Origin of the sequence: Catellicoccus marimammalium M35/04/3 (genome assembly GCF_000313915.1) — a bacterium.
GTDB classification, from domain to species: domain Bacteria; phylum Bacillota; class Bacilli; order Lactobacillales; family Catellicoccaceae; genus Catellicoccus; species Catellicoccus marimammalium.
Genome location: NZ_AMYT01000008.1, coordinates 83,968 through 106,087, shown reverse-complemented (window position 1 = coordinate 106,087; position 22,120 = coordinate 83,968). Strand labels below are relative to the sequence as shown.

Annotated in this window: 20 protein-coding genes and 1 tRNA gene; 18 read left to right on the top strand and 3 right to left on the bottom strand. The window is 33.0% G+C overall.

Features of this window, described 5'->3' with window-relative positions:
- Positions 1-158 precede the first annotated feature (158 nt).
- A complete protein-coding gene (locus C683_RS01580) occupies positions 159-524 on the top strand; it encodes a winged helix-turn-helix transcriptional regulator (RefSeq protein ID WP_009488581.1) in 366 nt (121 codons plus the stop codon).
- Positions 525-918: 394 nt separating this feature from the next.
- Here C683_RS01580 and C683_RS01575 read toward each other — a convergent pair whose 3' ends face one another.
- Positions 919-1,500 carry a DsbA family protein gene (locus C683_RS01575; RefSeq protein ID WP_009488580.1) on the bottom strand — a complete coding sequence of 194 codons (582 nt, stop codon included), beginning with the start codon at positions 1,498-1,500 and terminating at the stop codon, positions 919-921.
- A gap of 76 nt (positions 1,501-1,576) precedes the next feature.
- Positions 1,577-2,167, bottom strand: coding sequence for a CYTH domain-containing protein (locus tag C683_RS01570; protein WP_009488579.1), 591 nt, complete (start codon positions 2,165-2,167; stop codon positions 1,577-1,579).
- Positions 2,168-2,294: 127 nt separating this feature from the next.
- Here C683_RS01570 and yjbM point away from each other — a divergent pair, with 127 nt between their 5' ends.
- From yjbM to C683_RS01485, 17 genes are all read left to right on the top strand, one after another.
- Positions 2,295-2,918, top strand: a complete 624-nt coding sequence (gene yjbM / locus C683_RS01565; RefSeq protein ID WP_009488578.1) for a GTP diphosphokinase — start codon at positions 2,295-2,297, stop codon at positions 2,916-2,918.
- A 2-nt stretch (positions 2,919-2,920) separates the two neighbouring features.
- Positions 2,921-3,709, top strand: a complete 789-nt coding sequence (locus C683_RS01560) for an NAD kinase (protein ID WP_009488577.1) — start codon at positions 2,921-2,923, stop codon at positions 3,707-3,709.
- Positions 3,710-3,718: 9 nt separating this feature from the next.
- Positions 3,719-4,624: an RluA family pseudouridine synthase gene (locus tag C683_RS01555; RefSeq protein ID WP_009488576.1), complete on the top strand. Its 906-nt coding sequence runs from the start codon at positions 3,719-3,721 to the stop codon at positions 4,622-4,624.
- A 42-nt stretch (positions 4,625-4,666) separates the two neighbouring features.
- Positions 4,667-4,739 (top strand) — tRNA-Lys (locus tag C683_RS01550).
- A gap of 75 nt (positions 4,740-4,814) precedes the next feature.
- The gene (locus C683_RS01545; RefSeq protein WP_009488575.1) at positions 4,815-7,103 is read left to right on the top strand and encodes a DNA translocase FtsK; all 2,289 of its coding nucleotides are present in this window, start codon (positions 4,815-4,817) and stop codon (positions 7,101-7,103) included.
- A 334-nt stretch (positions 7,104-7,437) separates the two neighbouring features.
- On the top strand, positions 7,438-8,157 hold the full coding sequence (locus tag C683_RS06335; protein ID WP_009488574.1) for a WxL domain-containing protein: 720 nt from the start codon (positions 7,438-7,440) through the stop codon (positions 8,155-8,157).
- Between the two features lie 81 nt (positions 8,158-8,238).
- Positions 8,239-9,327 (top strand): DUF916 domain-containing protein, encoded by a 1,089-nt coding sequence (locus tag C683_RS01535; RefSeq protein WP_051011312.1) that lies wholly within the window; start codon positions 8,239-8,241, stop codon positions 9,325-9,327.
- A 45-nt stretch (positions 9,328-9,372) separates the two neighbouring features.
- Positions 9,373-9,720 (top strand): hypothetical protein, encoded by a 348-nt coding sequence (locus C683_RS01530; RefSeq protein WP_009488572.1) that lies wholly within the window; start codon positions 9,373-9,375, stop codon positions 9,718-9,720.
- Entirely contained in the window at positions 9,717-9,944 is a 228-nt protein-coding gene (locus tag C683_RS01525; protein WP_009488571.1) for a hypothetical protein, read from the top strand. Before C683_RS01530 ends, C683_RS01525 begins: the two co-directional genes overlap by 4 nt.
- A gap of 15 nt (positions 9,945-9,959) precedes the next feature.
- Positions 9,960-12,350, top strand: a complete 2,391-nt coding sequence (locus C683_RS01520) for a BspA family leucine-rich repeat surface protein (RefSeq protein ID WP_009488570.1) — start codon at positions 9,960-9,962, stop codon at positions 12,348-12,350.
- Positions 12,340-13,284, top strand: a complete 945-nt coding sequence (locus C683_RS01515) for a DUF916 domain-containing protein (protein ID WP_083848929.1) — start codon at positions 12,340-12,342, stop codon at positions 13,282-13,284. Before C683_RS01520 ends, C683_RS01515 begins: the two co-directional genes overlap by 11 nt.
- Before the next feature lie 605 nt (positions 13,285-13,889).
- Positions 13,890-14,585 carry a polyphosphate polymerase domain-containing protein gene (locus C683_RS01510; RefSeq protein WP_009488568.1) on the top strand — a complete coding sequence of 232 codons (696 nt, stop codon included), beginning with the start codon at positions 13,890-13,892 and terminating at the stop codon, positions 14,583-14,585.
- A gap of 8 nt (positions 14,586-14,593) precedes the next feature.
- Positions 14,594-15,262 (top strand): DUF4956 domain-containing protein, encoded by a 669-nt coding sequence (locus C683_RS01505; protein ID WP_009488567.1) that lies wholly within the window; start codon positions 14,594-14,596, stop codon positions 15,260-15,262.
- Positions 15,263-15,266: 4 nt separating this feature from the next.
- The gene (locus C683_RS01500) at positions 15,267-16,778 is read left to right on the top strand and encodes a CotH kinase family protein (RefSeq protein ID WP_009488566.1); all 1,512 of its coding nucleotides are present in this window, start codon (positions 15,267-15,269) and stop codon (positions 16,776-16,778) included.
- The gene (locus C683_RS01495) at positions 16,775-18,805 is read left to right on the top strand and encodes a hypothetical protein (protein WP_040388558.1); all 2,031 of its coding nucleotides are present in this window, start codon (positions 16,775-16,777) and stop codon (positions 18,803-18,805) included. Before C683_RS01500 ends, C683_RS01495 begins: the two co-directional genes overlap by 4 nt.
- A 250-nt stretch (positions 18,806-19,055) precedes the next feature.
- Positions 19,056-19,913, top strand: coding sequence for a hypothetical protein (locus tag C683_RS01490; RefSeq protein WP_009488564.1), 858 nt, complete (start codon positions 19,056-19,058; stop codon positions 19,911-19,913).
- Positions 19,904-21,280 carry a glycosyltransferase family 2 protein gene (locus tag C683_RS01485; protein ID WP_009488563.1) on the top strand — a complete coding sequence of 459 codons (1,377 nt, stop codon included), beginning with the start codon at positions 19,904-19,906 and terminating at the stop codon, positions 21,278-21,280. The genes C683_RS01490 and C683_RS01485 overlap by 10 nt, the downstream gene beginning before the upstream one ends.
- Before the next feature lie 29 nt (positions 21,281-21,309).
- Here C683_RS01485 and C683_RS01480 read toward each other — a convergent pair whose 3' ends face one another.
- On the bottom strand, positions 21,310-21,975 hold the full coding sequence (locus C683_RS01480; protein ID WP_009488562.1) for an NAD(P)H-dependent oxidoreductase: 666 nt from the start codon (positions 21,973-21,975) through the stop codon (positions 21,310-21,312).
- Between the last annotated feature and the right edge of the window lie 145 nt (positions 21,976-22,120).

Genomic DNA, 22,120 nt, shown 5'->3' with positions numbered 1-22,120 from the left:
TCTAACTAAAAAATCTTTCTAGACTATTTTTCCACTCTGAAAAACCTCTGAAACCTAGGATTTCTATCCTAGGTTTTTTTATAAAATAAATAAAAGAGCATACTGACGAAAAAAGATATTTGATACTTATGATACAATAAAGGAGGAGATGATGAAGGATGTATTTATATAAAGATAGAGGATTTTATAATCCAAAAGATTTAGCAATTTCAGTAATTGGGGGAAAATGGAAAATTCCTATTGTTTGGCATTTATTACATTATGAACCACTACGACTAAGTGAACTAAATAAATATATGCCTCAAGTCACACAACGAATGTTAATTCGTCAATTACGTGAATTAGAAGAAGATGGGATTATTGAACGTACCGTTTATCCTGTTGTTCCACCCAAAGTAGAATATCATTTAACAGAAATTGGGCATGACTTAGCTCCGGTAGTGGATGCGGTTTGTGATTGGGGAGAAGAGTTTGTTAAAAAGAATGAATTGGAAGAAGTAGATGAGCTACCTCCTGTCTTTTAAAATAGAAAAAAGGAAGCAATACTGACATGACCCTCAAAAGTTAGAGAAAACTTTTGGGGGTTATTTTTATTCGATTAAGTAAAAAGTAAAAATAAGAAATCTAGATATATAGTTAAAGAATTTTATTCTTTATGTCTAATTAATGAATTAGGAATTTATCAGTTGATTTGGAGTCTAAAACTAAATGATTATATTCTTTTATAAGAGCACTTATTCAAGCAATTAAAAAATATATTGATTATTACAACAATGATTGAATCAAAATAAAATTAAATAACCTGAGTCCTATTGAATATAGAACTCAGGTTACGGATATGAAGTGAATATAAGTTTACTAAAAATTTAAATATGTGTCTGACTTTTAGAGTTCACTTCATTAAACTACTCTTTTTACTTATAAAGAAGAAACCGCTTTTTCAATGGAAGGCTCTTCTAATAAATTTTCCATTAAATGAATGTCCTCATTTGCATCAAGGACAATCCCATAATCTTGATCGACATTAAAATTAAAAATGATATGGGAAGGTAAACTTGTTACTCCCATTTGTTGGGCTAATTCTTGATTTCGTTGTACTCTTTCTTTAGTTAAGGCAGAACCTTTACGTTTATAAAAACGAGGTAAACAAATATCTAAAGAGCGCAATACTTGATCTGAAAGCTCACGTGAATAGGGAACTTCCTGTAATAAAGGATTGATATCTCGGAGATATTTTGCTGCCTTACAACGATTAAGAGTCGCAAGAGCTTCATAATCAAGAGCTAGATTATATACAGTATCCATTCCATGATTATAATTTTTCAAACAACGATTGGTTGTATTCTTTTGTACATAATCACAAATTAAATTGAAGTTGGTAATGGGAATGATGTGAAACTTATATTTTTGTTCTTGCTGTTGAATTAAATCATAAATATATTCAGTTCTCTTAACACTACAAACATCCATTGGATTGATAAAACAATAAATTTCTACCATATCCATTTTCCTCCTCTTCATATTGGTCTAACTCTATTTTAGCGAAAAGGAAAATTAGGAGCAAGAAAAGTGACTATTAATTTTCTTTTAAGCTGTTTGCTTGGCTTGCACGAGCGATTTTTGGCATCGATGGACGATAAGGAAGGTGAAAATGGTTTAAAAAGGCTTCAAAATAGGATTTTCCTTCGATTTCATCGGTGACTTCTATCTCTAATTCGTAATCTTCTTTTCCATGATAGAAACTGTGGTCAATCATAATTACTGCCTCATTACTCAATTTTTCTTCCCAACGTTCGGTTGTTAATTCGGCTAAAATTTGTAATTGGTCTAGACAGATATTACGGTAGACCAATTCTTTTTTCATCTCTTCTGGAAGGAGAGTTAGTGGAGAAACTTTATTTTCAGCAATTAACGCGTGTTGTGCTTTTGTAAGAGGAAAAGTATGTTCGATGTTTCCTTCTTTGGTTTTTACTTTTAATGTCCATTCACCAGTATGTTCAAACATACGCAAGCGAAAAGCACTGTGTTGATCTTTAATTTGATGATCTGGGGTGTCAAAATAAATATTCGTTTGAATTTCTTTTTTGGCTTTTGGGAAGGTGTAGACTAAATGTTCAAATTCTTCTTTTGTTAATAGGGTTTTAAATTCAATTTCTAATGATTCCATCGTATAACGATCCTTTCTTTGCTTTCTCTTTCCATTTTATCATTTTTCTTTTGGAAAAGAAGAAAGTAAGAATTTTTCAGAAAAAATATGATAGAATGATACATGGTATCAAGAGAGGAGGAACGAAATGGAAAATTGGAAAGAATTTTTAGCGCCTTATGAGCAAGCAGTAACCGAATTAAAGGTAAAACTTAAAGGAATTCGCAAACAATATCAAGAACAAAAAACACATGCGCCCATTGAATTTGTGACGGGTCGTTTAAAAACAAAAGAAAGTATTTTAGATAAATGCGAACGTCGTAATATTGCCTTAGAAAATATCGAAGAAGAAATGCAAGATATCGCAGGATTACGCATTATGTGTCAATTTGTCGATGATATTTATGAAGTGATTTCGCTATTAAAAGAGCGTAATGATATGAAAGTTGTTAAAGAAGTCGACTACATTTCCAATACAAAGGAAAGTGGTTATCGTTCCTACCATTTGATTATTGAATATCCTGTAGAGTTAATTACAGGAACAAAAAAAGTTTATGCAGAGATTCAAATTCGTACTTTGTCTATGAATTTCTGGGCAACGATTGAACATTCTTTAAATTATAAATATCAAGGAGAATATCCAGAAGAAATTCGTCATCGTCTACGTCGTGCAGCGGAAGCTTCTTATCGCTTAGATGAAGAAATGTCTGAGATTCGTGATGAAATTCGAGAAGCACAACGCTACTTTTCAGGAAAACGTCAGGAGAATTAATTATGAAGGTATGGATTATCCACAATGACCAAGAAAAGTCATTGTATTGTACAAAAAAATTACAAGAAAAATTAGCGAGAACAGAGCTTATTTTAGATCAAGAACATCCCGATGTCGTAATTACCATTGGTGGAGATGGCACACTCCTAGGAGCCTTTCATCAATATGAAGACCAATTAGATCATGTACGCTTTACAGGGGTACATACAGGGCATTTAGGATTTTATACGGATTGGCGTGATTATGAATTAGATGAGTTAGTCGAAAGTTTACTTTGTGACCAAAAAGAATCCGTTAGTTATCCATTATTAGAAGTGACCGTTCATTGTAGAAAGCATGAACCTCGTACTTTTGTTGCTTTGAATGAATCTACGGTACGTTGTATCCACCAAACATTGATTGCAGATATTGCCATTCAAAAAGAATGGTTTGAACGCTTTTTAGGAGATGGATTAGCATTATCTACGCCTACAGGTTCTACTGCCTATAACAAAAGTTTAGGAGGAGCTGTGATTGAGCCAACCATGAATGTTTTTCAACTTACCGAAATGGCAGCTCTTAACAACAGTGTCTTTCATACATTAGGTTCTTCAATGATTTTACAAGGAAGCGAACGAGTGGATATTCATTTAGAAGAAGATAAAGAATATATCGTAACTATCGATCAAAAGACGTATACTTTAAACGATTTACAATCTTTATCTTATACGTTATCAAAGAAAAGAATTCAATTTGCTAAATATCGTCACACTCCATTTTGGAAACGAGTGAAGGCGGCATTTTTAGAATAGGGATAGAAGATGAAATTTCAATATACATATCAAAAAGAAGCACCACAAGCGATTAAATATTACGTTCAAGAATTGGGTTTGTCTCGAGGATTGTTGGCAAGAATTAAGTTTCAAGGTGGCAAAATTACGGTTAATGATAAGGAAGAGAATGTTTTATATCTTTTACAAAAAGGAGATGTATTGGAATTAACTTTTCCTAGGGAGGAGAGTTGTGATCATTTAACATTAGATCCTACTCCGTTAGATATTTGTTTTGAAGATGAACATTTTTTGATTATTCATAAACCTGCAGGAGTTCCCAGTATTCCTGTACGTCGTTATCCTGAAGGAACGATGGTGAATCGAGTGAAAAATTATTATTTCACTCAAGGATATGAAAACCAACAAGTCCATGTGGTCACTCGTTTGGATAAAGATACTTCAGGCTTGATGTTACTTGCCAAACATAGTTTTGCTCATGCTAAAATGGATGTTTGTTTACGGGAAAAAACATTGAAAAAACAATATATTGCTTTTGTGGAAGATCAAAATCAAGTGTTAAAAGAACATGATTGGATTAAAGCTTCGATTCGTAGAAAAGCCAATTCTACGGTAGAAAGAGAAACTTGTACGGAAGGCGGACAGACGGCGTTAACAGAATATAAGCGTTGGTTTGTTCACCCAAAAGTTTCTGGTGTGAAAGTTCAATTACATACCGGAAGAACACATCAAATTCGTGTTCATTTCTCTTCGCTTGGCTGTCCTTTATTAGGAGATACGTTATATGGAGGAACAGCAGATTTTCCAAGACAAGCACTACATTGCCAGTCTCTTCGCTTCATTCATCCATTTACAGAGAAAGAAATTGAAATAACAGCACCTTTACCACAAGATATGCAACAATTTTTAGAACAACAAAACATAAAAATCGATTGACATCATTAGAAAACGATGATAATATAAATAACGTAGTCAATCGGGTTATTAGCTCAGTTGGTAGAGCAGCTGACTCTTAATCAGCGGGTCGTGGGTTCGAGACCCTCATAACCCATCATATGAGCGCAAAGCACTTCTAAAAATGTGAATTACGTTTTAGAAGTGCTTTTATTTTTTTAGGGGGGAAAGTATGGCAAAGAAAAGACGAAAAAAACATGGATTAGATACAAGAAGTTGTCTTTTGATTGCAGGAGTCTTTTTTATTTTATTTGGCTTACTCGCAATTTTTCGTGTCGGATTTTTAGGAATGGTGATGGCAAATATTTTCCGCCTTTTAGTGGGAAATAGCTATCTTTTATTAGCTAGTCTTTTAGTTTTATATGGAGGATATTTAGTTCTCTTTCAAAAAGAACCAACCTTTGAACAACGTCATTTATTATATGGTGGATTACTGTTATATGTTGGAATTTTACTTTGGATGACTACGTATTTTTCCCAAGACTTTAATGATGAATCTCGTCGTCATATGATTCATATTTTATGGCAAGCAACCACGGATGATATTCGAATGAATATGATTACCCAAAACTTAGCGGGTGGGATGATTGGAGCTTTCTTATATGAAGGAGTCCATTTCCTTGTCGCTCAAGTGGGAACTTACATTGTTAGTGTGCTTTGCATTGTCGGCGGGGTGATTCAATTATTCCATCTAAATCTTTCGATGATTGCTGATTTTTGTTATCAAGCAGGAAGGAGCTTGATTACTTACGGAGAACATTTGCAAAATCGCAAAGCCGACTGGCAAGAAGAACGTCGTAAATTACAAGAAGAAAAACGAAAACAAAAAAATCAAGAAGATTTAGAAAAAGAGGAACAAGAAACTTGGGAAGAAGAACCTGAAGTGGAATGGGAACCCATTGAAGAAGAAAGCGAAGAATTTTGGGATGATGAAGATTCTTTCCCAGATTTAGAAGATGATTTATTACTTGATGAACCAAAACCAACGAAAAAAGAAAGTGTAACAAAAAATGACAATATAATAGAAGAAACAGAACCAATGACCTTCTCTATCCAAGAAGATGCAGACTATCAATTGCCGTCTGTTGAGCTATTAAATCACGTTGCTCCTGCTGATCAAAGTGGAGAACGTAAAATTGTAGAGAAGAAGAAAAAAATCTTAATGAAGACGTTTGAAAGTTTTGGGGTAGATGCTCGAGTCGAAAGTGTCCATTTGGGACCTTCGATTACTAAATTTGAAGTTCGCCTAGCCGTTGGGGTGAAAGTAAGTAAAATTGTCAATTTAGCCGATGACTTAGCCTTAGCTTTAGCCGCAAAAGATGTGCGTATTGAAGCACCGATTCCTGGGAAATCATTAATTGGGATTGAAGTACCGAACCAAACGATTCGTATGGTCACCGTACGAGAAATTATTGAAGAACGTGGTATTCAACGAGATAAATTATTGAATGTCCCACTAGGAAAAGATATTTCTGGTGATGTTATTAGTTGTAATTTAGCAGAAATGCCACACTTATTGATTGCCGGTTCAACCGGTAGCGGGAAATCTGTTTGTATCAATGACATCATTATTAGTTTGTTAATGCAAGCGAAACCCAATGAAGTAAAACTATTAATGATCGATCCAAAAATGGTAGAGCTAAGTGTGTATAATGGCATTCCACATTTATTAACACCAGTAGTAACTGATCCAAGAAAAGCTAGTCAAGCATTACATAAGGCAGTAGAAGAAATGGAACGTCGTTATGATTTATTTGCTAAAGAGGGCGTTCGTAATATGAAAGGATATAATCAACGTCATCCAGAAGAACCATTACCTTATATGGTCATTATTGTTGATGAGTTGGCAGACTTGATGATGGTCGCAAGTAAAGAAGTAGAAGATTCAATTATTCGTTTAGCGCAAAAAGCACGTGCCGCAGGAATTCATATGATTTTAGCAACACAACGTCCATCGGTAGATGTTATTACAGGATTGATTAAAGCGAATGTTCCTTCAAGAATTGCCTTTGCGGTTTCCAGTGGTACCGATAGCCGTACGATTCTTGATAGTAATGGTGCAGAAAAATTACTTGGAAAAGGAGATATGTTGTATTGTCCAATTGGTCAAAATAAACCGACTCGTGTCCAAGGAGCTTTCATTTCTGATGAAGAAGTAGAAACCGTAATTGACTTTATTACTGAGCAACAAGGTCCACAATATATTGAAGCAATGACACCAACTGAAGAACCACAAGTGACAGAAGAAAATAGTGTTCATCCTCGTTTCGATGAAGCAGTAGAAATTATTCGGGAAGAACAGAAAGCGAGTGTGTCTTTAATTCAACGTCGTTTACATATTGGATATAATGCGGCAGCGAATATTATTGAAGAAATGGAAAACCGTGGTTTTGTTGGTCCAAGTCAAGGAAGTAAACCACGAGAAGTCTATTTACCAAAGGAAAATGACGAAGAATTGTAAAAAATTTTTGCGAATAGAAAAAATCAATATAGTTTTTGAAAGAAAATGAGGGATTTTCTCATTTTTCTTTGAAGTTACATTTAGATAAGACACTTTTGTGCACTAAGTTACACAAAGAAAATGATATTTAAAGAATAATTCACAATTGAAACCCTTGATTTATCAAGGGTTTTCAATTTTTTACGAAAATTTGAAAAAATCATTTAAAAGTTGACAGTGTAAAAGTGTAGCCATAAAAAAATTTTTTGTATATAATTCTTATTGTAGCGAGGGTGATAGGGGTATGACTCTCAAAACAAGAAATAGAAATATAAACGTAAAGGGGTTATAAATCATGAAATCATTAAAAACTTTAGGCGCAGTTGCATTATTATCAACTTCAATGCTAGGAGCAGCTACAAGCTTTGCTGCATCAGCTGAATATGAACCAAATCCTAGTGAAGCTAAAACACCTGTAAATGCTAAATTTAAATTACCTGATAATGGTGGGGAAAACCCAGATCCATCAAATCCAACAGATCCAGAACATCCAGATAAAAATCCAGATGGAAACAAACCATTAGATCCAAAAGGACCATTTGGTATTGCTTATGTTCCAAATCGCTTTGAAACAAAGAACTTTGACGAAGGTGAAGTATTAAACGAATCTGGAGAACAAAATTTTGAATTTAAGACAATTGATGCTCGTGTAGGGGTTAAAGATAAAACTCGTACTCAAGGTGGTTGGACATTAAAAGCACGTTTAGATTGGACAGGTACAGCATTACCAGGTTCAAAAATTTTAGCAAATACAGATAATCAAGTTCAAATTAACAAAGGTGAAGGTCAATATGAACCAACATCTGAAGTTACAACTCAATCAAACTTATTAATTAATAACCAAGATTCTGTAATCATGTCTGGACAAAACTTATCAGGTGATGAAGTGTATAATTCAACATTTGATTTACAATTAAAAGATCCAAAATTACAAATTGCAGACGCTGGTAAAGTACATGAAGGTACTTATACAGGTAATGTAACTTGGACATTGGCTGCAACTCCAGTCTATTAAGTCGAAATGAAAATAGCATAAGAGAGGGAACATTCTTCCCTCTTTTCTTTTTATGTAATACAAAAGTGAGGAGTATTTAAAATGAAAAAAAAGTATAAATTCCTACTTCTAATAGGAATGGTTTTTTCTATGTTTTTAAGTACAAAAATGATTTTTGCGGGAGAAGAAGATGTTGCTAAAGAAGGATTCACGATTGCACGTGTAGATAATCCAGCACAGGTTAATACAAGGGATACCGTCGATTCCTACTATTTATATGAAAAACCAGGAACAGAAGGCGAAGCGAAGATCAAAATTATCAATAATGATGCTCGACCAAAAAAAATTGATTTAACCATTACAGATGCGAATACCAACCGTAATGGAATTACAGATTATTCTGGAACGATTCCGAATTATAAATTATTGAAAACACCGTTAACTTCCTTAGTAGATTGGAAGAAAAAAACGATTGACTTGGGACCAAATGAAGTGCGTACCGTTACCGTGAAATTTAAAATGCCAAAAGAAAAATTTAAAGGAATTATTGCTGGAGCAATTAATGCTTATGAACATCAAGGTACAAATAATGGAAAACAAGGAATTTCCATGGGAGCTAAATATGGTTATTGCTTAGGATTAGTTCTGACAAATACGAACTATCAACATATTACAGAAATGTCTGCTTTAGAATTAGGAGATGTGGGACCAAAATTAGATTATGGTCGTAAAGTAATTCAAGCGGATATTGTAAATCCTCAACCCTATTTATTTGTTTCTAAAAAAGTTTGGGGTAGTGTGAAATCTTTAGATGATAATAAAGTGATTTTGAAAAATTCAATGAATAATGTGCGTATCGCACCTTATCAAATGTTTCCGTTCCAATTTGACTATGGTCGTCAAGATATGAAACCAGGGTCTTATTTATTAGTAGTAGATGTTAAAGATAAAAATCGTACATGGCATTTTGAACGTAAATTTGTGATTAAAGCTGATCAAGCAAAAAAAATTAATGAAAAATCAGTGTTTAAAGTCTTTATTCCAAAATGGTTACGTTATTCCTTATTAATCTTATTAATTATTACAACTATCATTACAATTTATCTAGGATTCCGTAAGCCAAAACAATTGGAAGAAGCACAAGAACAAACAACAGAAGAAGTAGAAACAACTTCAACAGATAATAAATAATAAAAAGTTGCTATGTCGATAGGGGTATAAACATAGGAGACAACTATGAATAGGGTACAATTACAAAAACAATTTATCTTACAGTGGATACTTATACTTTGTATCGGAGTGATAGTATGTGGCGGAATTCAAACAGCACAAGCTTTTGTAGATAATGAAGGACATGCTGCAACAGTGGGTGTACGTTTTAATCGACCATTACATATGAAAGAAGTTTTACATCCAGACAAAGAGCTAATGGAACAGTTAGAAAGAGAACATCGTCAATATGCAGAGGGGAAGCATATTGCGATGACAACAGAGGAAGGAAAATTTATTGCGATGCTAATAGGATATAGTTTAATTATCATTGCAGGAATACAATTTTTTAAAGGGAGGAACATGCGATCATGAATCACTATATGTTTCCGATTATTGAATTAGCATTATTCATTGTTTTGATTATTGCTAATATCATCTTAATCTTTAGAGACTATAAAAGAAGATTATTGATTAATGAGGAGAAAGAAAAGAAAGTTTCTTTGATTCCAAATACTATTAATATTATATTAATTGTGGTGGGAATTGGACTTTCAATTTACGAAATCTATTTAATTTATTCTCAATTACATTCTTAGAGGAGGGAGTACATAATGAAAAAATTTGTTGGAATTAGTTCAATTTTATTACTCTCTAGTGTATTAGCGAATACTGGCGTTTCTCTTGCTTCTGCAGCAGAAACAAAAGAAGAAGCAAAAGTGATAGATACAACAAAAAGTAAGAAGGAAAAAAAGTCTTCTTCTGACGATACGTCAGATAGTAGTACAGAAGAAAAGGATGCACGTGATATTGCCTCTACATCAACTACCGACTCAACAGAAGAATCTTCTGTGGTAGAAGAAGTGGATGGTACACCAATGTTACAAGATCCGACAAAGGATTTGATGGATAAAATCACAGAATCAGCAAAGGAAGAGTCTTCTAGAGATAATAAAGATAAGGAAATCAACAAAGCAGATGAAAAAGTGAAAGATGAGGCATCAAGATCACTTTTAAGAAAATCTTCAAGAAAACTTGCTCTTGATGATTGGCACTGGGATTTTGAGACTATTAGCGGTAAAGCAGTTGTAGTACTAAAAAGTTTAAAAAATCCAAAAGCTGAACATGTTAGTGTACCTTCAGTTTATAAAAATTCTTTGAGTGGTCAACTAAAACCATGTTATTTAAGTAAAGATGCTTTTAAAGGAAACAAATATATTAAGTCAATAACTTTTGAAAAAGCTATTTATCAAGGTCCTTATAGTGCTCGTTTATATGATCCTAGAACAAATAGAGAAGTTTATGATGGATCATATTTGTTTTCTCATATGCCCAAATTAACTTCAGTTGATTTTTCTGGAATTGACATCCGGAGAATTACAGATTTCTCTTATATGTTTCTAGAAGATAAATCGTTGGTTAATTTAACAGGACTTTCAACATTAGATGTAAGTAGTGGAAGAAAATTTGTAGGAATGTTTCAAGGTTGTGAGAATTTACGTCAAGTAGATATTAATCACTGGGATCTTTCTCAAGCTGAAACCTTACAATCAATGTTTCAAAATTGTAAGAGCTTAACTGATTTATCAGGTTTATCTTTATTGGATGTAAGGAATGTTACTGATTTTTCTGGAATGTTTCGTTATTGTGAAAGTATTCGACAAGCAGATTTAAGTCGTTGGCACTTTAATCAACGCCAAAGCGTAAATTTAAATTCTATGTTTCAAGCTTGTCGTAAATTAATGGAGATTCGATTAGCAAATTTACCTAATCGTGTAAATTTAAATGATATTTGTCAAGGAACTCCAGTAGTTTATGCTCAATTATTATTTGCTAGAGATAGTTATCTTGCCTCAAATGTTAATGGGGCATTTAGTTTAAATGACTTAGGAATGCCTTATATACCATTAGCAATCTATTCTAACTCACAAAGTTTCTTAATTCATAAAGAAGTTAGTAAGGATGATCTACGCTACTATACATATCGTCGTAATTTTGCTGGCGATGGACGTGTATTGCCATTTATTTTAGTAAGTGGACAAGGTTTATTTAAAAATGCGCCATATGTATCAGAATTCGATACTTCTTTATCTGTTCACTTCAAAGATGAAAAAATTTGTATGTTAGATGGGATTACGAATGGTTATGCAACAAATGTGAATCCTATTCAACAATTAAGTAATCCACAAAAATCAATTGAGGATGTGATTCAAAAAGTAAAACCATATCCAACGATTCAAGAACAAAAAGATCCAATACGAGAAGATAAAAGTCGTTTCTTTAATAATTATTATAAAGATGAAACAAAGGGACGTTTGAGTGGAAAAGATAAGGTATTTAAAGGAGCTCCAGCATACTTAAGAAATATTTTTGCTAAAGTGACAGCACAATATGTACCAGTGAATCCAGAAATGTCTCCAGGACATGCGATTGATAGTAAAAATCCAAATAGTAAAGATTGGCCAGAAAATCGTATGCCACAAGGGAATTTAGGCTTCTGTTATCAACCAGATAATTTAACTACAAAAACAGATGTGGTATTGGATGATAAAGATAAATCAACTCCATTAGTTTCTGGTTCGCAACAAAACTTTCACTTAGGAGTACGTGATTTTACGAATACTCCAACACCATGGAGTGTTAATGCTACCTTGACATGGAATACGCCCATTTTAAATGATGCTACCATCACTGGGAAGGGTGGTCCTATTAAGAAAAATATGAATAATATTGATAATAAGACTAACGCGCCAAAACCATTTAATGATGGTCAATTAAATCCTTACGATGGGAAAAATGTTACCTCCACAATTATGAGCGGCTTTACTTTACAGAATGGAAAGACAATTCAATTAATGAAGGCAGATGGTAGACAACCACAAAACTTTTATGACTTAACATTAGGAAATTTAACTTTAAATACAAAGGATAATGGTCACATTTCTCCTAAATCGTATAGTGGTCAAATCGACTGGAACTTAACGACAGGACCAAATGGCAACTAAGAAAAGACTTTTACAGTTCCTGTTTTTAATTACAATCGGAGTGGCATCCTTATTTCTACATGATGCAAGTTGTAACGCCACTTCGATTTTTAGTGTTTTTCCAGTTGAAAATGATGCCCACCAGGTAGGGACAGAAGATAGTTATTTTAATCTTTTAGAAAAACCTGGTGAAAAAGATGTTTTAAAAGTTAAGATTATCAACCCATCTAAAAAAGCTCAAAAGTTCATGGTGACTTTGACGGATGGAAATACTAATGATGAAGGTCAAATTGATTACAGTGGATCAAAAGAAAATAGTAAGCAATTGAAAGCAAGTTTTACGGATATTGCTAAAAATCCTCAACCTATCGTTGAAGTTGGAAAAGAAAGTACAAAAACGATTGAAATTCCGTTTACCATGCCAAAAGCTAGTTTCTCTGGGGTGATTCTTGGTGGGATTACCGTACGAGAAGTAAATCCATCTTCTTTTAATACGTATAGCTATACGATTGGTGTAGTTTTGATGAATCATCGCTATGATTCTATTAACAAGAAAAAATCGATGCAAAAAGAAGATATTGATTATGACAAAAATCAAGAAGCGTTTATCGTACGTTTGATTAATCCAAGTGGATTTCTTTCGACAGATAATGAACTAGAAATTGAAGTTGAAAATGTATGGGGACAGAAAGTCTATTCTTATGAAAAAGAAGATATCGACATTGCTCCTCATCAAGAGTTTAGTATGATGACCGATAAATTACCACACTTTTTCTATCGCTGGGAAGTAAAAATCAATCAAGTAGAAAAGACTTTTTATAGTCTTCATTTTGGCGACAAGGTGATTTATTGTTCTCCGATTCAATTGATGGTTCCTATCTTAGTTCTTTTATTGATTATTGTAGGAATAACTTGGTTATTTGTTCGTCGTTATTACAAAGAAAAATTGAATTAACTACTGAAATTCGTTATAATGTGATTATGCGATGAGTTGACATTCACAGTAATGTGAAACGACCTACTTCAGCGATATCATTCGCACTAACGGATTTTAGGAAGTAGTACTGAAATCGATGTGGAAGATTTCAGTAGACAGAAATGTCGTCATTAAAAAGACATCCTATTATAGGATGTCTTTTTTTATTTATCTAAAGAATTTGATGCTTCAATAATGAGGCATTTTACTTGGAAAATGCCAAAAAAGTGAAAAGAAAAAATCCACTCCTCATCTATCGAGAAGTGAATATACCAACACTCTTTTTCACCCTCATCCGAAGGTATCTTTATTGTATATCGTTTAGTGTAGAAAATAAAATAATATGTATATTCTGGATAAGAAAATAGGTTGTCTTTAAAAAAAATAAATTTTTTTAGAAAAAATAAAGGTAAAAATCAAGAAAAATACAGAAAAAAGAAAACAGTGAAAATCACGTTAAAATACACACTAATAAAGGAAAAAATGATGAGAGTTACACAGGTTACGCATAAAGTTAATGCTTCTTTAAGTTCTATTTCTTAGACTCTTTTTTGTGCACAATTGTATGGAAAGGAGGAAATGATGTGATTATCGTTAATCGACGAGAATTAAAATTTGCGATCAGTGAGTGGGACTATTATCAATTGCAAGCGCAATTATCAGAATTATTAAACCCAGATCCTCATAATGGTGTTGAAGGATATAGCATTCGCAGTTTATATTTTGATTCTCTATTTTCGGCAGATTATTACGCCAAAATGGATGGTGAAGAAGAACGAAAAAAGATTCGTTTACGAATTTATCATCCCGATGACCAAGAAGTAAAATTAGAAATTAAAAGGAAAATGAATATCAGTCAGAGAAAAGAGACCGTAACGATTTCACGTGAAGATGCTAAGGAATTGATTCAATGTAATTATGGAGTGCTATTAAACTATGATAATCCAGTGGCACAAACCGCTTATAATATTATGACTACAGAACAGTATGTGCCTAAAGTATTGATTGATTATCGAAGAAAAGCATTCATTCATGAAGAAAATAAAATTCGTGTGACGTTGGATAGTGATATTCGTTCGAATGAATTTGACTTTGATCTTTTCTCAAAAGATGTATATTGTACCCCAGTATATGATCATTGGCATGCTCTATTAGAAATTAAATATGATGGCGATTTTTTCCAATGGATCTCGGGTGCGTTAGTAACCCATGATAGTGTCTATCAGTCATTAAGTAAATATTGTGTCGGTCGTAAATTTTTCGATAACTATTTATCTTAGGAGGAACTATGAAAGAAAAACTATATGACTATTTAGTAAACAACAATAGCCAAGTTGGCGTATTAAAAACCGTAGAGATTTTATTATTTACTGTTTTAGTAGCTGCTATTATTTTTTTTACTTATCGCTACACTTATATTGGTGTGATGTATAATCGTAAGTTTAATGTTTCATTAGTAATGCTTTGTGTCATTACTGCCATGGTTATGATTGTTATTGGTAGTAATATTGCACTATCCCTTGGGATGGTAGGGGCTCTTTCTATTGTCCGCTTCCGTACAGCGATTAAAGACTCAAGAGATACGATGTATATCTTTTGGTCGATTTGTGCAGGGATTTGTTGTGGAACACAAAGCTATATGATTGCCTTAATTGGAACGATCTTTTTAGCTTTAATTGCGATTTTCTTTAGCTTTGGGAAATTTGGTTATGAATCTCGTTATGTCTTAATTATTCGTGCAACACGTAATCATGAAGAAGAAATTATGCAGACGATTTTCCAAACGTTTAAAGATTCGCAAATGAAGGCTAAAAATACTCGAGAAAATCAATTAGAACTTGTTTATCAAATTCAATTGAAACGCTCTGATGATAAAGGAATTGTCCAAAAATTATATGATATTGACGGTGTAAATACAGTGAATTTAGTTGCCCAAAACGGCGAAACGATTGGGTGATATTATGTCAGATACACAAAAGAGATGGTTAAAAGTAGCTTTCCTTTTTTGTTTGACTATCATTGTTGGGTGTCTTTTTTTAGAATGGGACGTTAAGCATTCAGAAAAAGATAGCGTAGAAAAGCATCCGCATAAGAGAAATGAACCTACTTATACTCTTCCAGTAATTACGATTGATATGAAACAAGATGAGCATATTCGTCAAACTAAAGCAGGGGTAGTTTCTGATGAAGTGGATGCTAAAATTAATGTTTATGATGAAAAAGAAAATCATTTATCTGACCCTGTTTCAGAGAAATACCAAGGGAAAATTCGAATTCGCGGAAATTCTACCCGACTTGTACCCAAAAAACAATATAAGATTAATCTTTTAACCAAAAAAGGAAAAGAAAGTCCAGAATCTTTTTTAGGCTTACCTCCGAATAATGCTTGGGTTTTAAACGGACCTTTTGAAGATAAATCGTTTATTCGTAATAGTCTAGCTTATACGGTGGGAAGAAAAATTATGGGATGGGCACCAAGAACGAAATTTTGTGAAGTATTCATTCGTAAAGCAAATGAAAAAGGGAAGATGGAGCAATACTATAAAGGTATTTATGTCTTAACTGAAAGTGTGGATCGCGATGCTCAACGAGTAAATATTCATAAAACGGATAAGGATAGCCCTACAACAAGTTTTATTATTCAAAATAATCGTCCACGCCCGACGGACACGATTCTCCATAGTTATGGTTATGAAAATTATTTGTATGATTATCCATATATGATTGTTTACCCAGGAAAAGAAAAGCGAACGCCAGAACAAGAAGAATATATTGAGCAAACCCTTTCTTTAGTTGAAAGAAGTTTATATAAAGAGACAAAAGAAGACACTTATCAAAATTATATCGATGTAGATTCTTTTGTGGACTATTATATTATCAATGAATTTTTCAAAAATACGGATGCTGGAATGTTAAGTACCTACATGTATAAGGACTATGGACAAAAAGTAAAAGCAGGTCCTTTATGGGACTTTAATGCCAGCATGGGAAATAGTTCCCTTTTAAGTCCTTATTTTGATTACAAAGGATTTTATAATAATCGTACGACTCTATTTTCTGCTCTACTAAGCAAGAAATCTTTTGTTAAGAAAGTGATTCATCGTTATAAAGAATTACGAAAAACGTATTTAAGTACCCCATATTTGATGAATTTAATTTCTTATCAAGTAGAACAGTTAGGAGATGCGCCAAAACGTAATTTTGAAGTATGGCCATTTTGGGCTTGTAATCAATTTGAGATGTTTAAACAGTATCAAGATGTCTTTTTCAAAATGGGAGATGATTTCCCACAAATTGAAGCTTTCTTGAAAAAACATCCAAACTATAAACAATCTACCGCAAATATGTCTGATAGCTATGAAGAAGAAATCAAGAATCTACGTATTTTTATTACGAATCGTGGACAATGGTTAGATGAAAATATTCATTATTTAGAAGAGTTTTTAAAAGAAAAAAATGAGGCTGAAGAATGAGGAAGTTCCTAAATTTTTTTATTACCCTATTTATTTTAGCGGCTTTCGCCTTCACCATTTTTGAAAATAAGCAATATTTGTTTGGTGAACATGAACCGATTACGTACGTAAAAGATCAACGTATTTATTACGAAGGCGAACCGATTTATGTGAATGGAATCAATCTAGATTCTGTAAAACCAGGATATTTACCTGGAAATTATGCTGCAACAAAGGAAGACTATGAGGAATGGTTTCAACAAATTGCAGATTTAAATATGAATTGTGTAAAAGTAAAGTCTATTATGCCTGCTCGCTTTTACCAATGTTTAAAAGAATATAATCAAAATCATCGTCGTCCATTGTATCTAATTCAAGGAGTGACGATTGATAATTCAGATATTGACCGTGAAAGTATTCGTAAAGATCATAGACAAATCCATAAACTGTTATTCCAGCGAGTTAAGGATACAGTGGATATTGTACATGGTAATAAGACCCCTGTTTTTTCTAAGCATATTAAAGAATTATATCGTTTTGATGTTTCAGAATATACCCTAGCTTATTCGATTGATAGTGCTTTAGACTATGATGACATTATTTATTCTGAAATCGTTAACCATAAAGGAGAAGAGTATGAATCTCATTTCATTACAACGAAGAAAGGAGCTTCTGAAACAGAGAAGTTCTTTGCTCGGATTGCCAATGAAATGGTTCGTTATGAAAATTGGCGTTATCGTACGCAACGTGTGATGACAATTCAAGGCTCTCGTTCAGATATTGTCGAAGCCATTTTATTACAAGATCACCACACAGATGCCAAAGGAAAGAAACGTTATATTGATTTAGCGAATATTCAACCGACATCGCAAATGAAAAGTGGAATGGTAGCTTCGTATAGTTTGAACTTAGAAAATAACGAACAGATGAACTATAAAGGTGGCTTGAAACTACAAATTAAAGAGCTACAAAAATATAATCCCACAATGCCAATTCTCATTTCTGAATATGCGGTTCCTACAACAAAAGTAGGGGATAACTACAGTAAAGATAATGAAGGAACCATTAATGAAAAAGAGCAGGGTGAGAATTTAATTGAAATTTTGGAACAGATTAAAGATGCTAACCTTTGTGGTCAAGTAATGCTAGAATGGCAAGACTCCTGGTATCGCAGTGCTTGGAATATTCAAAATTTAGTCCAAAAAAATCATGCAAAATATTGGGATAATACCATGTCTTATAGTCAACATTATGGCTTACTTTCTTTTGATCCAAGTGCGATTTATCCAGATGGTGATTTATCTGATTGGAAAGGGGCGGCATTTAGCTCTACAAAAGAAGGTTATCAATTAGCAGTGCAGCAAGATGAAGCGTATCTTTATTTATGTTTGAAAAGTGAGAAATCATTAAAGGATCGACAAATTCGTTTGGCTTTAGATACAACACCAAAATCAGGAAGTACGAATGTCTTTCGTGATCAATTTAATCGTCCAGTAGATTTTTATTTAGCGTTAAAAAATAAAAACGGACGTTTATATGTGCAAAAATACTATAGTCCAACCGAATTTATGAAAAATAAAGAGGCAATTCACCAAAACCCTAATCGAATTCATAAACCCGATAAGAATGAATTCACCGAGGTAGAAGTGAAGGTTCAAAATCGTTTCTATTCTAAAGTAGAAAAGAAATTTATGGAAGATAAATATGCGAAGGTAGGCTATTTCCATCATGGGAATGCTCATCCAAATGAGAAAGACTATGATTCTAATGCAGATTACTATTTATCTGACCACACGTTAGAAGTTCGTATTCCTTGGCAATTGTTGAATTTTTATGATCCAACGCAAGGAAAGGTAATTGATGATTTCTATCACCAATGGTCGATTCATCCATTACAAATTGAAAAAATTTATGTCGCAGGAGCGATTGATGGTACGATGTTACCTTTCATTCCTTATACCCTAGAACGTTGGCAAAAACCGACGTATACCCCACGTTTGAAAGAATCGTACTGGATGCTAAAAGAATATTTTTCTAAGCAATCGTAAGAAAGGAAAGGTACCCCAGATGAAATTAGGATTTTTAATGTTCTTCTTTCTGATTTTCAATGCTTACATTATGTTAATTTCAATTTTTTATTTGAATATTGAACCTTTGTTTTTATGGCTAAAGCAACATAGTATCCACAAGAGTATCTTTCTCTTTCGTTGGATATTAGAAAAAACAAAGAAGAAAGGGAGATTAACTCTCTTTACCTACTTATATTTATTATTTTTATTTCGCCGCTCAGAAAAAATCGTGGCGTTTTATCAAACGGAACAAGAATTTTCAGAAGAAACAAAACGCTTGTTTGAGCCTGTATATACAAAAGTATTACATTCCAAGTTCCGTCGTTTTAAAAAGTTAGACGTATCCGAACAAATTTTGATTTTACGTAGTATCCCTAATTTAGGCTTTGTAAACGAGGAAATTAAAAAGTTTCTCTGGAAAGTTATGGATTCCAATGATCTATTTTTACGTTCTACAGCTTTACATTCCATTATTCAATTGAATCGCAAAGAATATTTTATCGATTCATTACTTTATATTTCTAATCATCATTTGAGTGTCAATACAGAATTTTTCTCACCGTTAATTTTGCTAGCATATCAAACGATGGATGAATTAACGATGGAAGATTTGATTGAAAATTGGACGGAATTTAGTCGTGAACTAAAATGCTGTGCGTTAACGGCATTGGAACCTTATTATAATGAGCAACATAAATATGTAGAAGAAATCAATCGCTTTTATTTAACAGAAGAGGATTACTATGTACGAATTTATTTTTATAAAAATTTCCATTTAAAAATGAATCCAGAAATGAAACAACTCTTTTTAAAAGATTTAAATAATCGTCATGATGACTTGCGAATGGCAGCGGTATCCTTTGCAGATGAATTTTATGATGAAGAAATTGAGGCGGCTCTATTGGATCGATTGTTCCATGGGACAAATGTTGATTTGTTATATGAAGAAGCTATGGTCTTAGTGCATCATGGTGGAATTAATGAAGAATTATTTTGGTCGCATAAAAAAGACATTCGTGAATATGAATTATTACGTGGATTATTAAATCGAATTGTACCAGAAAAGAGGTGGTATTCATGGTCGTAGATATTATTCTATTTATCTTTTTCTTATATATGGCAATTTATACGTTGATTACGATTGTTTCTTCTACTTATGCGTTGCGAGAATTGAATCAAAGAAAGTTATTTCGTCAGTTAGTACAACATATTGATTATCAGGTGCCCTTGCCACCGATTTCTATATTTATCCCTGCTTATAATGAAGAAAAAACGATTTTAAAAACGTTGGAATCTTTGCGTTATGTTGACTATCCTGAATTTGAAATTATTGTGATTAATGATGGTTCTACAGACCAAACACTAGAAGTATTAAAAGAAAATTTTGCTTTAAAGGAAAGAGATCCTTTCATTAAACAGCGACTAAAAACAAAAAAGATTCGCCATGTCTATGAGTATCAAGGAGATGACTTACCTTTAATTGTGATTGATAAAGAAAATGGAGGGAAATCAGATGCCCTAAATGTGGGGATTAATGTTTCCAAATATCCATTATTTGTAACTGTTGATGCAGATTCGATGCTACAGAAAGATTCTTTGCAAAAAATTGTCATGCCTTATTTACAGTATGACCATGTTGTAGCTGTAGGAGGAGATGTGAAGATTTCTAATGGCGTAACATTAGAAAAGGGGGAAGTTACAAAAATGAACATTCCTCATTCTCCGATTCTTGTCTTTCAAATTTTAGAATACTTCCGTGCGTTTTTAACGACTCGAGTTTGGTTTAATCGTTTCAATGGGAATTTAATTATTTCTGGGGCGTTTGGACTATTTGATAAAAATGCAGCTTTAGCGGTTAATGGTTATTCAACGAATACCATTGGTGAAGATATGGACCTTGTTGTTAAACTTCATTCTTATCATAAGAAAAATCGTTTACCTTATCGAATTGAATACAGTATTGAAGCGATTTGTTGGACACAAGGACCAAAGAAGTGGCGAGATTTAAAAGGACAACGAATTCGTTGGCATATTGGTTTGATGCAAAGTCTTTTTTCTCATCGCTATATCTTTTTTAATACACATTATGGATGGGTCAGTCTATTTTCTTTCATGTACTTTTTTATGTATGAATTAATTAATCCTATCGTAATTGTATTAGCTTTAGTTTTTAGTACCTATTTGCTCTTCCGAAAGATGGTGTACTTTAAATTTGTCATTGCGTTTATTCTCTTATATTTAACCTATACGGTTATCAATGCTTGGTCTTCATTATACCTAGAACGCTATTTCTATAATGATAAAATTTCAAAATGGGACCAATTTCGTTTAATTATTTATTGTATTTTAGAGAATTTTGGTTACCGTCAATGGAACTTGTATTGTAAATTTATCGCTCTTTTTTCTTTCCGAAAAAAAGAAGAAAAAGAATGGGGAGAAATTGAACGAGAATAAAAAAGGAGGGTGTGCCATGCACACCCTTTTTAAATCACTTCATAGATTTCTTCTAACGATTGACGAGTTTTTGGTTTAATATCTTCATCTCGATAACCAAAGCTAATCATCAGAGACACGCCAAATTCTTTAGGATCCATCCAACCGTTTTGTGCCAAATAGGCGTCTACTTTTTCTTGGTTGAAGCCTTCAATAGGACAACTATCAATATCAAGAAAAGCAGCTGCGGTCATCATTTGGCTTGCGGCAATATAAGTTTGTTTACTTGCCCAATCAAATAAAGCACGCTCGGTAGTAAGCTGCAAATCATTGCGTTGAAAATCATCAAATAATTGACAAAAACGAGATTCTGGATCAAATGTACGACCGTTGACGTCCTCAATCATATGTTGAATATGTGGATTTTCAAGAGTCATATTTTTACGCGCCAAAATAACGATAAAATGACTCGCATCGTCTATCGTTTTTTTCGCACCCCAAGCCATTTCTTTTATCTCTTGTCGTACTTCTGGATTTTCAATTAAAAGAAATTTCCAAGGTTCAAAACCAAAAGAACTTGGAGCAAGGCGAGCTGATTCCATAATTGTCTCCCAATCTTTTTCAGAGATTTTCCTTTCTGGATTGAATTTCTTTGTTGCATAACGACGTTGAAATACATCAATAATTTCTTTTTGTTGTTGGAGATTTGACATCATTTCATCTTCTTTCTTTTTATTCTATTTCTATTTTATGGATTAAATAGTTAAAAATCAATTTTAGATTAAGTTTTCGAGAAAAAATTATAATAACACAAAATAAAAAAAATAATAATTCACAATGATGATAAACATTAAAAATAAA